The following is a 13,708-nucleotide window of genomic DNA, read 5'->3' as shown; positions in this document are numbered from 1 at the left end:
TTCGCACTATGGCGGACACTCTGCGCGAGATCGAGCGGAAGTACGAAGCCGGGCCCCACGCCGAGGGCGCCACGCTGCCCGACCTGAGCCGGGTCGCGGGCGTGGCGGCCGTCAGCGGCGAAGGCACGCACAAACTCGACGCCGTCTACTACGACACCGTGGACCGGCGCCTCGCCGCGGCCGGCATCACCCTGCGCCGCCGCACCGGCGGCTCCGACGCGGGCTGGCACCTCAAGCTCCCGGTCGCCCCCGGCGTGCGGGACGAGATCCAGGCGCCCCTCTCGCCGGACGTGCCGCGCGCCCTCGCCGCCCTCGTCCGGGCCCGCGTCCGGCATGCCGAGCTCGTCCCGCTCGTCCGCATCCGCTCCCGCCGCGAGGTCAGCCGGCTCCTCGACGCCCAGGGCACGCTCCTCGCCGAGGCCAGCGCCGACCGGGTCAGGGCCGACCGGCTCGGCGACGGCGGCCGCAGCGCCCGCTGGACCGAGTTCGAGGTCGAGCTCGGCGCCGGCACCGACCCCGCCTTCCTCGACACCGTCGAGAAGCGCCTCCGCAAGGAGGGACTGCACCCCTCCGACGCGCCGTCGAAGCTGGCCAGGGCGCTGGAGGAGACGGGGAGCAGGAAGGAAGCAACGCAGCAGGAGAAGAAGGGGAAGCGCGGGACCGCCGGCGACCACGTCCTCGCCTACCTGCGGCGCCAGACCGACGCCCTCCTCGCGTACGACACCGCCGTCCGCCGCGACGCCGAGGACGCCGTCCACCAGATGCGCGTCGCCACCCGCCGCCTGCGCAGCGCCTTCCGCACGTACCGCGACGTCCTGGACCGCACGGTCACCGACCCCCTCGGCGCGGAGCTGAAGTGGCTCGCCGAGGAGCTCGGCGCGGACCGGGACCGCGAGGTCGTCGCCGCCCGCCTCCAGGCCTGCCTCGCCGGGCTGCCGGTCACGCTCGTCCTCGGGCCCGTCCGCGCCCGCCTGCGGATCTACGCGGCCGGCCGCGCCAGGGGCACCCGCAAGCGCGTCCTCGCGCTCCTCGACGGCGAGCGCTACCTCGCCCTCCTCGACGCGCTCGACGCCCTCCTCACCGACCCGCCGCTGCGGCGGGCCGCCGCCCGGCCCGCGCCGGAGGTCCTGGCCGGGGCCGTCCTGCACGACTACAAGCGGCTGGCCGGCCGCGTGGAGACGGCCCTGGACACCGAGCCCGGGCCCCTGCGCGACACCGCCCTCCACGAGGCCCGCAAGGCGGCCAAGCGCGCCCGCTACGCCGCGGAGGCCGCCGTGCCGGCGCTCGGCAAGCCCGCCAAGCGGTTCAGGTCCCGCATGAAGGAGGTCCAGGAGCTCCTCGGCGACCACCAGGACACGGTCATGACCCGTACGGCCTTGCGCGCGCTGGCGGTCCGGGCCCACGCGGCGGGGGAGAGCACGTTCACGCTGGGCCTGCTGTACGGGCGTGAGGAACAGCACGCGGCCCAGGACGAGCGGGAGCTGCCGGAGGTGTGGGCGAAGGCGTCGCGCAAGCGCTACCGGGCCGGTCTTCAGCCGTGAGGGGCCGCTCGCCGGGCACGTTACCCTTGAGGGTCACCCCCGTCCGCTCATGAGAGACCTCTTGCGAATGACTGTCGAGTCGGTTTTTCCGCGCCTCGAAGCTCTCCTCCCGCACGTGCAGAAGCCCATCCAGTACGTCGGTGGCGAGCTGAACTCCACCGTCAAGCCCTGGGAAGAGTGCGACGTCCGCTGGGCCCTCATGTACCCCGACGCGTACGAGGTCGGTCTGCCCAACCAGGGCGTCATGATCCTTTACGAGGTCCTCAACGAGCGCGAGGGCGTCCTCGCCGAGCGCACGTACAGCGTGTGGCCGGACCTCGAAGCCCTCATGCGCGAGCACAAGGTGCCGCAGTTCACCGTGGACAGCCACCGGCCCGTCAAGGCGTTCGACGTCTTCGGCCTGAGCTTCTCCACCGAGCTGGGCTACACCAACATGCTCACGGCCCTGGACCTCGCGGGCATCCCGCTGGAGTCCAAGGACCGCACGATCGACGACCCGATCGTGCTCGCCGGCGGCCACGCCGCCTTCAACCCCGAGCCGATCGCGGACTTCATCGACTGCGCGGTCATCGGCGACGGCGAGCAGGCCGTCCTGGAGATCACCGAGATCATCCGGGCCTGGAAGGCCGAGGGCCGCCCGGGCGGCCGCGAGGAGCTGCTGTTCCGGCTCGCGAAGACGGGCGGGGTGTACGTCCCGGCGTTCTACGACGTCGAGTACCTGCCGGACGGCCGCATCGGCCGCGTCGTGCCCAACAAGTCCGGCGTGCCGTGGCGCGTGTCCAAGCACACCGTCATGGACCTGGACGAGTGGCCGTACCCGAAGCAGCCGCTCGTGCCGCTCGCGGAGACCGTCCACGAGCGCATGTCCGTCGAGATCTTCCGCGGCTGCACCCGCGGCTGCCGCTTCTGCCAGGCCGGCATGATCACGCGCCCCGTGCGGGAGCGGAGCATCACCGGCATCGGCGAGATGGTGGAGAAGGGCCTCAAGGCGACCGGCTTCGAGGAGGTCGGCCTGCTGTCGCTGTCCTCCGCCGACCACACCGAGATCGGTGACATCGCGAAGGGCCTGGCGGACCGGTACGAGGAGGACAAGATCGGTCTGTCCCTCCCGTCGACCCGCGTGGACGCCTTCAACGTCGACCTGGCCAACGAGCTCACGCGCAACGGCCGCCGCTCCGGCCTGACCTTCGCCCCCGAGGGCGGCTCCGAGCGCATGCGCAAGGTCATCAACAAGATGGTCTCGGAAGAGGACCTGATCCGCACCGTCGCCACGGCGTACGGCAACGGCTGGCGCCAGGTGAAGCTGTACTTCATGTGCGGCCTGCCGACCGAGACCGACGAGGACGTCCTCCAGATCGGTGACATGGCGGTCAACGTGATCGCCAAGGGCCGCGAGGTCTCCGGCTCCAACGACATCCGCTGCACCGTCTCCATCGGCGGCTTCGTGCCCAAGCCGCACACGCCGTTCCAGTGGGCCCCGCAGCTCTCCGCCGAGGAGACGGACGCCCGCCTGGAGAAGCTGCGCGACAAGATCCGCGGCGACAAGAAGTACGGCCGTTCGATCGGCTTCCGCTACCACGACGGCAAGCCCGGCATCGTCGAGGGCCTGCTCTCGCGCGGTGACCGGCGCATCGGCGCCGTCATCCGCGCGGTGTACGAGGACGGCGGCCGCTTCGACGGCTGGCGCGAGCACTTCAGTTACGACCGCTGGATGAAGTGCGCCGAGCGGACGCTGCCCGAGCAGGGCGTGGACGTCGCCTGGTACACGACGCGCGAGCGCACGTACGAGGAGGTCCTGCCCTGGGACCACCTGGACTCCGGTCTCGACAAGGACTGGCTCTGGGAGGACTGGCAGGACGCCCTCGACGAGACCGAGGTCGAGGACTGCCGCTGGACGCCGTGCTTCGACTGCGGCGTCTGCCCGCAGATGGACACGTCCATCCAGATCGGCCCGACGGGCAAGAAGCTGCTTCCGCTCTCCGTCGTCAAGTAGGAACGCTTGTTCTAGTGGGGGCCCTGCCGGGTTGGCAGGGCCCCCACGGCACGTACTCTAGGTAGCAGTACGACCGCACTCACGAAGGAATCAGACCACTGGGCAAGCGACAGCCCGAAGGCCCGCCGCCCGCACCCGCGGTGCAGCGCATCCGCCTGCGCTACACCAAGCGCGGCCGCCTCCGGTTCACCAGCCACCGCGATTTCCAGCGCGCCTTCGAGCGGGCCCTGCGCCGGGCCGAGGTCCCCATGGCCTACTCGGCGGGATTCACCCCGCACCCCAAGGTGTCGTACGCCAATGCCGCACCCACCGGCACGGGCAGCGAGGCCGAGTACCTGGAGATCCAGCTCGCCGAGGTCCGCGAGGTCGAGCAGCTGCGCAAGCTGCTGGACGAGTCCATGCCCGCCGGGCTGGACGTCACGGACGCCGTCGAGGCCCGGACGTCCTCCTTCGCCGAACGGCTGGAGGCCTCCGTCTGGGAGCTGCGGCTGGACGGCGTGGAGCCCGCGGACGCCGAGCGCGCCGTGGCGGCGTTCCTGGCGGCCGAGCAGGTGGACGTCCAGCGCCGCACCAAAAACGGGTTGCGGACCTTCGACGCACGTGGCGCCGTGGTCCGGCTCGAGGCGCGGGACGCGGCGGCCGATAGGCCCGGCGACGGTCCCTGTGCGATACTGCGGCTGGTTGTTCGGCACGCCACACCCGCCGTTCGACCCGACGACGTCCTGTCCGGTCTCCGCGCTACGGCCGACCTGGCGCCGCCGGTCCCCGCTGCGGTGACCAGGCTGGCGCAGGGGCTGCTCGATGAGGAGTCCGGCACGGTGACCGACCCGCTCGCGCCCGACCGCGATGCCGCCCCGGCCTTCCCCACCACGGCCGCCGGGCCGAGCCCCGCCGGCGGCGCGCAGGTGCCGGAAGGTTCCGCGTAAGGACGGCCGTCGAAGCGCCGCCGGACACCAGGGAGCCACCCGGTGCGGCAGGCGCACTGACCAGGAGACTTTCGCCGGTCCCGAGGACAAGATTCGGGCCCGGCGAGCGAGACGACAGCTCCCGTGCGGCGACCGCGCCCCGGACGGCGGTACCGCGCTCATCACGCGGACCGGCGGGCCGGAACCGGCGCGGCGCCCGGGAGCGTGACGGGAGAACCGCCCGCATGCTCGAATCCATTGAGCCCACTGAGCCCGGCCCTGCCGGGACCGAATCCACCGACAACGGACCCGGCGACACCCTGCCGGCACGTCGCCGCCGCCGTGCGGCTTCCCGCCCCGCGGGCCCGCCGGCCGGTGCCGCCGGGACCCCCGAGGCCGCCGCACCCGCGGCTGAGGCCACCACCCCCGCGCCGGAGGCCGAGGCCCCGGCCGCTCCTTCGACGCCCGCGCGCCCGCGCCGCCGTGCGACCCGCAAGTCCACGGCCCCCGCCGGCGCCCCCGAGGTCGCCGAGCCCGCCGTGGAGACCGCCCCCGAGGTGGCCGAGTCCCCGCAGCCCGTCGCCCTGACTTCCGAGCCCGTCGAGGAGCCCGCCGTGGAGCCCGCTCCCCGTACGCGCCGCCGTGCCACCCGTAAGGCCACTGCCCCCGCGGGCGCCCCGAAGGGCGCCGAGGCCGTCGTCGAGCCGCTTGAGCCGGCCGTCGCCGCCGCCGTCGCGGAGGAGGCCGAAGAGGTCGCGGAGGTGCAGGAGGCCGCGGCCGCTCCGGCGCGTCCGCGTCGTCGTGCCGTGCGTCGTGCGTCCGCTCCGGCGGGTGCGCCGCAGGCCGCTGAGGCCGTGACCGAGGCTGTTGCTGAGCCCGCTCCGGTCGCCGAGGCCGCCCCGGAGGCCGCCGAGACCGCCGCCCCGGCCCGTCCGCGCCGCCGTGCCGTGCGCCGCGCCTCCGCCCCGGCCGGTGCGCCGCAGGCCGAGGCCGTCGTGGAGGCGCCCGCGCAGGCCGCCGCCCCGGTCGCCGCCGAGCCCGAGGAGCCGCAGGAGGCCGCGGCCGCTCCGGCGCGTCCGCGTCGTCGTGCCGTGCGTCGTGCGTCCGCTCCGGCGGGTGCGCCGCAGGCTGCCGAGGCCGTGACCGAGGCTGCTGCCGAGCCCGTGGAGGCTCCGGTCGCCGAGGCCGCCCCCGAGGCCGCCCCCGAGGCCGCCGAGACCACCGCCCCGGCCCGCCCGCGCCGTCGTGCCACCCGTAAGGCCACCGCCCCGGCGGGCGCCCCGCAGGCCGCTGAGGCCGAGCCGGAAGCCGTTGCCGAGCCGGTCGCCGAGGCCGAGGAGGCTCCCGCCGAGCCCCGTGGCCGACGTACCCGCCGCCGGGCCACCGCCCCCGCCGCGGCACCCGCCGCCGAGCAGCCCGCCGAGGCCGCCGCCGAGCCGGCCCCCGCCCGTGGGCGCTCGCGCCGCCGTGTCGCCGCCGGTGACGCCGAGCAGGCCGCCGCCGCGCTGGAGGCCGCGAAGGAGGCGAGCCGCGCCCGCGAGGCCGCCGCCCCCGCACCGGAGGAGGCCGCCGCCCCCGCGCGGGGCCGCCGCCGCGCCGTGCGCCCCCCGACGGCCGTCTTCCAGGCGCCCGTCTTCACCGAGCCGATGTTCCAGACCCCGGAGACCGCCGCCGCTGCCGCCGCCGCGGCCGCCGTGGTGGAGGAGCCGGCCGAGGCCGAGGAGGAGCGCGCCGTCGCCGAGGCGCCCGCCGCCGGCCGTCGCCGTCGCCGCCGCCGCGGCGAGCCCGCCGAGACCGAGCAGGCCGAGGCCGCACCGGTCGTCGCCGAGGAGGAGCCCGAGGCCGAGTCCGAGGAGGCCGCCGAGGCCGCCGCCGAGGACGAGGAGCAGGGCGACCGCCCCTCCCGCCGCCGTCGCCGGGGCGGCCGTCGCCGCCGCCGTGGCGAGGCCGCCGAGGCCGAGGGCGAGTCCGAGGAGGAGCCGGAGGCCGAAGAGGCCGAGGCCCGCGAGGAGGAGCCCGAGGAGGACGAGGAGGCCGCCGGCGCGGGCACGGCCGGCAGCCGTCGCCGCCGTCGCCGCCGCCGTCGCAGCGGCGAGGCCGTCGACACCGAGCCGGGCGCCGACGAGCCGGAGCGCACGGTCGTCAAGGTCCGCGAGCCCCGCAAGCGCGAGGAGCGCGAGCCCGGCACCGGCTTCGACGAGGTGCAGTCCATCAAGGGCTCCACCCGCATGGAGGCGAAGAAGCAGCGCCGCCGCGAGGGCCGCGAGCAGGGCCGCCGCCGCGTGCCGATCATCACCGAGGCCGAGTTCCTGGCGCGCCGCGAGGCCGTCGAGCGCGTCATGGTCGTCCGCCAGAGCGGTGAGCGCACCCAGATCGGCGTGCTGGAGGACAACGTCCTCGTCGAGCACTTCGTCAACAAGGAGCAGGCCACCAGCTACGTCGGCAACGTCTACCTGGGCAAGGTCCAGAACGTGCTGCCCTCGATGGAGGCCGCCTTCGTCGACATCGGCAAGGGCCGCAACGCCGTCCTGTACGCCGGCGAGGTCAACTTCGAGGCGCTCGGCATGGGCAACGGCCCGCGCCGCATCGAGACCGCGCTGAAGTCCGGCCAGTCCGTGCTCGTCCAGGTCACCAAGGACCCGATCGGGCACAAGGGCGCGCGTCTGACCAGCCAGGTCTCCCTCCCCGGCCGCTACCTCGTGTACGTGCCCGAGGGCTCGATGACCGGCATCAGCCGCAAGCTCCCCGACACCGAGCGGGCGCGCCTGAAGACCATCCTCAAGAAGATCGTCCCCGAGGACGCGGGCGTCATCGTGCGCACCGCCGCCGAGGGTGCGAGCGAGGACGAGCTGCGCCGTGACGTCGAGCGTCTCCAGGCGCAGTGGGAGGACATCCAGAAGAAGGCGAAGCAGATCTCGACGAGCTCGCCGAGCCTGCTCTACGGCGAGCCGGACATGACCGTCCGCGTCGTCCGCGACATCTTCAACGAGGACTTCTCCAAGGTCATCGTCAGCGGCGAGGGGGCCTGGGAGACCATCCACGGCTACGTCTCGCACGTCGCGCCCGACCTGGCCGACCGGCTGCAGAAGTGGACGTCGGACGTCGACGTCTTCGCCACGTACCGGATCGACGAGCAGCTGATGAAGGCGCTGGACCGCAAGGTCTGGCTGCCGAGCGGCGGCTCGCTCGTGATCGACCGGACCGAGGCGATGGTCGTCGTCGACGTCAACACCGGCAAGTTCACCGGCCAGGGCGGCAACCTGGAGGAGACGGTCACCAGGAACAACCTGGAGGCGGCCGAGGAGATCGTGCGCCAGCTGCGGCTGCGCGACCTCGGCGGCATCATCGTGATCGACTTCATCGACATGGTGCTGGAGTCCAACCGGGACCTGGTGCTGCGGCGCCTGCTGGAGTGCCTGGGCCGGGACCGTACGAAGCACCAGGTCGCCGAGGTGACCTCGCTGGGTCTGGTCCAGATGACCCGCAAGCGGGTGGGCCAGGGCCTGCTGGAGTCCTTCTCCGAGTCGTGCGTGCACTGCAACGGCCGCGGCGTCATCGTCCACATGGACCAGCCGGCGTCGGTCGGCGGCGGTGGCGGCGGCAAGCGCGGCAAGAAGAAGGGCAAGGCCGGGCACGAGCACGTGCACGAGGCCGCCGTGGCCGCGGCTCCGGCCGCGGAGGAGGCCCCGTCGGCCGAGGAGGCCGCCGAGGCTCACGAGGCGCCCGAGCTGGAGCCCGTCGCCGTGACCGAGGCCGAGCTTCAGCCGGCCGTCGGCGGTGACGAGGAGTGGTTCGGCAGCGCGGCCGAGGCGGAGTCCGCGGCCAAGCGCGGCGGCCGTACGCGCCGCCGGGCGACCCGTAAGGCGTCCGCTCCGGCGGGTGCGCCGCGGGCGGCCGAGGCTCCGGCGGAGGTCGTGGTGGAGGCGCCGGTGCCGGTGCCCGAGCCGGTGGCCGTCGCCGAGCCCGTCGAGGAGCCGGTTGCCGTCGTGGTCGCCGAGCCCGTGGAGGAGGCGGCTCCGGCCGCTCCGGCGCGTCCGCGCCGCCGGGCGACCCGCAGGGCCTCGGCTCCGGCGGGGTCGCCGTCGGACGCGGAGGCGGCTGTCGTGGTCGTCCCGGCCGCGGCCGCGGCCGAGCCGGCACCGGAGGCGGCCGAGGCCGCCGCGCCGGTCGCCGAGCCCGTCTCCGAGGGCGTCGTCCCCGAGGGCGTCGAGGAGGCCGAGGCCGCGGCCCCGGCCAAGAAGACCGCCCGCAAGACGGCCGCCAAGAAGACGGCGACGGCCGCGAAGAAGGCTCCGGCGAAGAAGGCCGCCGCCAAGAAGACGGCGGCCAAGAAGACGACGACCGCCAAGAAGGCCGCGACGCCGGCGGCCAAGAAGACCGCCACGAAGACGGCGGCCAAGAAGGCCCCGGCCAAGCGGGCGACGAAGAAGGCGGCGGAGGCGGTTGCCTCCGCGGAGGACTGAGCGACGCCCCGTTGCGGCGGGAGGAGCGCGCTGAGGTCAGCGCATGACTCCCGCCGCACCGGTGATCGGCCGGTTTGACCCGTTCGTCAAGGGCACGTAATCTTGACGGTCGGTGTCTGTTACGACACCACGCCACTGAGCAAACCCCTCCCGGCCCGCCGGGAGAGGCCGCTCGTCCACTCGGACAGTCGCGGGCCCCGGCCCGTGCGAGCGGCTGGCATCAGAGGTTCCCTTTACTAGCGAGAGAGTGAGATCCGCGTGTACGCAATCGTGCGTAGCGGCGGTCGCCAGCACAAGGTTGCTGTCGGCGACATCGTCGAGGTTGACAAGATTTCCACCGGCAAGGTGGGCGACGCGGTCGAGCTCTCGACGCTGCTCGTCGTCGACGGCGAGAACGTCACCAGCGACCCGTGGGTCCTGGCCGGCATCAAGGTCTCGGCCGAGATCGTCGACCACCACAAGGGTGCCAAGATCGACATCCTGAAGTACAAGAACAAGACCGGTTACCGCAAGCGCATCGGTCACCGCCAGCAGTACACCGCGGTGAAGATCACCGGCATCCCCACGGCTGCGAAGTAAGGGACTGAGGAGACATGGCACACAAGAAGGGCGCATCGTCCACCCGGAACGGTCGCGATTCCAACGCTCAGCGGCTCGGCGTGAAGCGCTTCGGCGGTCAGCTCGTCAACGCCGGTGAGATCCTGGTCCGCCAGCGCGGCACCCACTTCCACCCGGGCGCCGGTGTCGGTCGCGGCGGCGACGACACCCTGTTCGCGCTTGAGGCCGGTGCGGTGCAGTTCGGCACCCACCGTGGCCGCAAGGTCGTCAACATCGTTCCGGCTGCCTGACCCAAGGCTTCCGTAGAGCGATAAGCGAGGGCGGACCTCCCTTCCCTGCGGGGAAGCGGGGCCGCCCTCGCTGCGTTACAACTAGAGACATCCCCCCTGTACGTATCTGGAGGCACACTGCTATGACCACCTTCGTGGACCGCGTCGAGCTGCACGTCGCCGCGGGTAACGGAGGCCATGGCTGCGCCTCCGTGCACCGGGAGAAGTTCAAGCCGCTCGGCGGCCCGGACGGCGGCAACGGCGGCCGTGGCGGTGACGTGATCCTGGTCGTGGACCAGTCCGTCACCACGCTGCTCGAGTACCACCACAGCCCGCACCGCAAGGCCACCAACGGCAAGCCCGGCGAGGGCGGCAACCGCTCCGGCAAGGACGGCTCCGACCTCGTCCTGCCCGTCCCGGACGGCACCGTCGTCCTGGACGCCAAGGGCAACGTCCTGGCCGACCTCGTCGGCGAGGGCACCACCTACATCGCCGCCCAGGGCGGCCGCGGCGGCCTCGGCAACGCCGCGCTGGCCTCGGCCCGCCGCAAGGCGCCCGGCTTCGCGCTGCTCGGCGAGCCCGGCCAGACCGGCGACGTCATCCTGGAGCTCAAGACCGTCGCCGACGTGGCCCTCGTCGGCTTCCCGAGCGCCGGCAAGTCCTCGCTGATCTCGGTGCTCTCCGCGGCCAAGCCGAAGATCGCCGACTACCCGTTCACCACGCTCGTCCCGAACCTGGGCGTCGTCACGGCCGGTGCGACCGTCTACACCATCGCCGACGTGCCCGGCCTGATCCCCGGCGCCAGCCAGGGCAAGGGCCTCGGCCTGGAGTTCCTGCGCCACGTCGAGCGCTGCTCGGTGCTCGTGCACGTCCTCGACACCGCGACGCTGGAGTCCGAGCGCGACCCGCTGACCGACCTCGACGTCATCGAGGCGGAGCTGCGGGAGTACGGCGGCCTGGAGGACCGGCCGCGCATCGTCGTCCTCAACAAGGTCGACATCCCCGACGGCCAGGACCTCGCGGACATGATCCGCCCCGACCTGGAGGCCCGCGGCTACCGCGTCTTCGAGGTCTCGGCGGTCTCCCGGCACGGCCTGAAGGAGCTGTCCTTCGCGCTGGCCGGCATCGTCGCCGAGGCGCGCGCCGCGAAGCCGAAGGAGGAGGCGACCCGCATCGTCATCCGCCCGAAGGCCGTCGACGACGCGGGCTTCACCGTCACCCTGGAGGAGGACGGCCTCTACCGCGTGCGCGGCGAGAAGCCGGAGCGCTGGGTGCGCCAGACCGACTTCAACAACGACGAGGCCGTGGGCTACCTGGCCGACCGCCTCAACCGCCTCGGCGTCGAGGACGAGCTGATGAAGGCCGGTGCCCGCGCGGGCGACGGCGTCGCCATCGGCTCCGAGGACGACGCGGTCGTCTTCGACTGGGAGCCGACGATGGCCGCCGGTGCGGAGATGCTGGGCCGTCGTGGCGAGGACCACCGCCTGGAGGCCCCGCGGCCCGCGGCGCAGCGGCGCCGTGACCGCGACGCGGAGCGGGACGAGGCGGACCGCGAGTACGACGAGTTCAACCCGTTCTAACGGGTTGCCCCGCGGCACCACGCGCCCCGTCAGGGGCGCGGGGCTGTGTCGATCTGCGGCTCCGCCGCGTGGGCGCGACCGGTCGGGGCGCGGCACCACGCGCCCCTTTAGGGGCGCGGGGAACTGCGCGAGCAACCAGAGTCGGCCCGCAGCCGACGGAGCACGTGGCCTCCGGCCATGCGAAGGCCCCCGGGAGGTTTCCCTCCCGGGGGCCTTACTCATGCCTTGTCAGCCGGCTGCAGGCCGCCCGTGGCTGGTCGCGCAGTTCCCCGCGCCCCTAAAGGGGCGCGGGACTGACGCGGCGTTACACCGCCGCAGCCGCATCCGCCTCCCGCTGCGTCGGGATCTCGGAGGCGCGAGCCTCCATCCGCGCGCGGCGGGCGTCGGCCTCCGCGGCGAGCGCCAGCGCTGCCGCGTTGAAGCGGACCAGCGACGGCGGGTCGGACGGGCCGAGCAGCTGGACCTTGAGCTCCGCGCGGGCCTCGGCGAGGCCGTCCAGGCGGGGGTCGCGGACGGCCGCGAGCAGCCCGGCGACCTCGCCGGCCTCCGGCGTGAGGATCGTCGCCGCGCTGACCGTCGGGAAGTTCGCGCGGAACTCCTCCTCGGTCATGCCGCTGGTGTTGGCGACGGCGTACGGCTTCTCGCTGATCAGGTAGTCCGAGACGACGCTCGACACGTCGCTGATCAGCACGTCCGCCTCGTTGAAGCAGCTGAAGAGCGCCGGGCGGGCGGTGGTGATGATCTGGTGCTCCCAGTCCGGCAGGGAGGCCCAGTAGGCGGCTTCCCAGGCGGCGGTGGCGGCCTCGACGGTCGCGGCGCGGCCCGCCTCGGGCGTGCCCTGGAGCATCATCCGCTCGATCTCGTCCGCGCTGTCGCGGAACGTGCTCGTCGTCAGGCGGTCCAGCTCGGCCGTGCGGCGGTCCAGCTCGGCGGCCGCCTCCGGGCCCGGGCGGGCGCCGGTGCGGGCCGCGGCGGCCTCACGGATCATGGCCTGGATGCGCTCGTTGGCGCGGCCCGCGCGCGGGTCGACGGAGCCGGTCATCGGGTGCGGCTTGTAGAGCAGGCGGACCTTGGGGTCGGCGAGGAGCGCGCGGACGATGTTCTCGCCGGCGAGCATCACCGAGGTGTTGCCGGGGTTGCCGTCCCAGCCCTCCCAGGTGGGGGCGTACAGGACGGTCGTGAACTCGCGGGTGGGCGCGCCCGCGTACGGCCGGATCGGGGCCAGCTGCGGGCGGCCGACCTCGACCACGTCGCGGTCGTCGACGCCGATGTCGGCGAGCTGGTAGCGCTCGCGGGCGGCGGGGCCGGCGACCCAGATCTCGTCGTACGCCTTGGAGTACGGGTTGCAGCTGGAGAGCTTGTCGCTCTCGCCGTGGTTGATGAAGGCGTGCTTGATCGACGGCATCCGCAGGACCTGCGAGGTCTTACCGGAGTTCGCCGGGTGGATCATCATCTTGAGCGAGGACTTCTCCAGGGCCATCAGGTGGACGACCTTGGGGATGCAGATGATGGGCACGTCCGTGGCCTCGATCTTCTGCACCATGAAGCGCTCGCGGAGCACGATCACGGGGTTGCCGTCGAGGGCAGCGAGCGTGGAGAGCCACATGTTGGCCTGGTAGGCCGAGGTGGTGCCGCCCGAGAAGTACATGCCCGTGGTCGGCTGGTAGTCGGCCAGCCAGCGGTCGAGCCACTCCAGGGCGCGCTGCTCGTCCGCGATGCGCTTCTTGGGCCGCAGCCAGCTCGCGAGGTGGACGGTGCCGCCCGCGGCCAGCAGGAGGGCCAGGGCGATGCCGAGCATGCCCCACAGGGGCTTCTCCGTGCCGGCGGTGACGAGCATGCCCGCGGTGGCCGGGATCGCGAAGCGCAGCAGCCGGCGGCCGTGCTGGCGGGCCAGCAGGCGCGGCGGGGCGGAGGTCAGGCGCAGGCCGGTCGTGTCGATGTTGCGGGTCACGAAGGGCAGCGTGCGGCTGCGCCGGACCAGGATCGCGGTGGCCTGGCAGGCGAGGTGCGCGGCGTAGAAGAGGACGAGCCCGACGAAGAGGGGGGCGTACCCGCGCAGCGAGCCGTCGCCCTGGATGCGCAGCAGCCCGAGGAGGACCAGCATGTCGCGCAGCAGCTGCCGGACCATGACGTCGAAGCGGACCTTGCCGAGGACGGCGACGAGACCGGGGTCACGGTGCTGGAGGTAGAGGTCGAGGGCGAGCCCCGCCGCGGAGGCGGCGATCAGCAGCGGCACGCTGGGCAGCAGGGCGCCGACGAGCTGCGTGGCGAAGAACACCAGCATGGCGAGCAGCGCCGCGGCCTGGACGGCACGTCGGGAGGCTGTTCCGGCAGAAGGCACTGGGAGGGCTCCTGGCAGGCGGACGAGAGGGGGACTGATGGGGGTGGGGGGACCGTGC

8 protein-coding genes are annotated in these 13,708 nt (G+C 73.6%); 7 read left to right on the top strand and 1 reads right to left on the bottom strand.

Annotated features, from left to right (window positions below; translation table 11 throughout):
• Positions 1 to 8 precede the first annotated feature (8 nt).
• The 7 genes from PS271_RS08290 to obgE all read left to right on the top strand — a co-directional run bounded on the left by PS271_RS08290 (position 9) and on the right by obgE (position 11,309).
• Positions 9 to 1,541, top strand: a complete 1,533-nt coding sequence (locus tag PS271_RS08290; RefSeq protein WP_398381332.1) for a CYTH and CHAD domain-containing protein — start codon at positions 9 to 11, stop codon at positions 1,539 to 1,541.
• A 67-nt stretch (positions 1,542 to 1,608) separates the two neighbouring features.
• On the top strand, positions 1,609 to 3,534 hold the full coding sequence (locus PS271_RS08285; protein ID WP_398381331.1) for a TIGR03960 family B12-binding radical SAM protein: 1,926 nt from the start codon (positions 1,609 to 1,611) through the stop codon (positions 3,532 to 3,534).
• 140 nt (positions 3,535 to 3,674) lie between these two features.
• Positions 3,675 to 4,460: a TIGR03936 family radical SAM-associated protein gene (locus PS271_RS08280; protein ID WP_398381330.1), complete on the top strand. Its 786-nt coding sequence runs from the start codon at positions 3,675 to 3,677 to the stop codon at positions 4,458 to 4,460.
• A 224-nt stretch (positions 4,461 to 4,684) separates the two neighbouring features.
• The gene (locus PS271_RS08275) at positions 4,685 to 8,902 is read left to right on the top strand and encodes an Rne/Rng family ribonuclease (RefSeq protein WP_398381329.1); all 4,218 of its coding nucleotides are present in this window, start codon (positions 4,685 to 4,687) and stop codon (positions 8,900 to 8,902) included.
• Between the two features lie 258 nt (positions 8,903 to 9,160).
• Entirely contained in the window at positions 9,161 to 9,481 is a 321-nt protein-coding gene (gene rplU / locus PS271_RS08270) for a 50S ribosomal protein L21 (protein ID WP_030366503.1), read from the top strand.
• Between the two features lie 14 nt (positions 9,482 to 9,495).
• A complete protein-coding gene (rpmA, locus tag PS271_RS08265) occupies positions 9,496 to 9,750 on the top strand; it encodes a 50S ribosomal protein L27 (protein ID WP_030366504.1) in 255 nt (84 codons plus the stop codon).
• 122 nt (positions 9,751 to 9,872) lie between these two features.
• A complete protein-coding gene (gene obgE, locus PS271_RS08260) occupies positions 9,873 to 11,309 on the top strand; it encodes a GTPase ObgE (protein WP_398381328.1) in 1,437 nt (478 codons plus the stop codon).
• A 304-nt stretch (positions 11,310 to 11,613) separates the two neighbouring features.
• On the opposite strand, the gene PS271_RS08255 is transcribed toward obgE, so the two are convergent.
• Entirely contained in the window at positions 11,614 to 13,650 is a 2,037-nt protein-coding gene (locus PS271_RS08255; RefSeq protein WP_398381327.1) for a CDP-glycerol glycerophosphotransferase family protein, read from the bottom strand.
• Positions 13,651 to 13,708: the final 58 nt, after the last annotated feature.

The organism is Streptomyces sp. SCA2-17, from assembly GCF_044336695.1.
The sequence above is the reverse complement of the archived record's forward strand: the minus strand, read 5'-3'. Positions and strand labels throughout refer to the sequence as shown.

Coding starts and splice junctions, on each gene's coding strand:
- PS271_RS08290 (WP_398381332.1), top strand. CDS start 9: ATGGCGGACACTCTGCGCGAGATCGAGCGGAAGTACGAAGCCGGGCCC.
- PS271_RS08285 (WP_398381331.1), top strand. CDS start 1,609: ATGACTGTCGAGTCGGTTTTTCCGCGCCTCGAAGCTCTCCTCCCGCAC.
- PS271_RS08275 (WP_398381329.1), top strand. CDS start 4,685: ATGCTCGAATCCATTGAGCCCACTGAGCCCGGCCCTGCCGGGACCGAA.
- rpmA (WP_030366504.1), top strand. CDS start 9,496: ATGGCACACAAGAAGGGCGCATCGTCCACCCGGAACGGTCGCGATTCC.
- obgE (WP_398381328.1), top strand. CDS start 9,873: ATGACCACCTTCGTGGACCGCGTCGAGCTGCACGTCGCCGCGGGTAAC.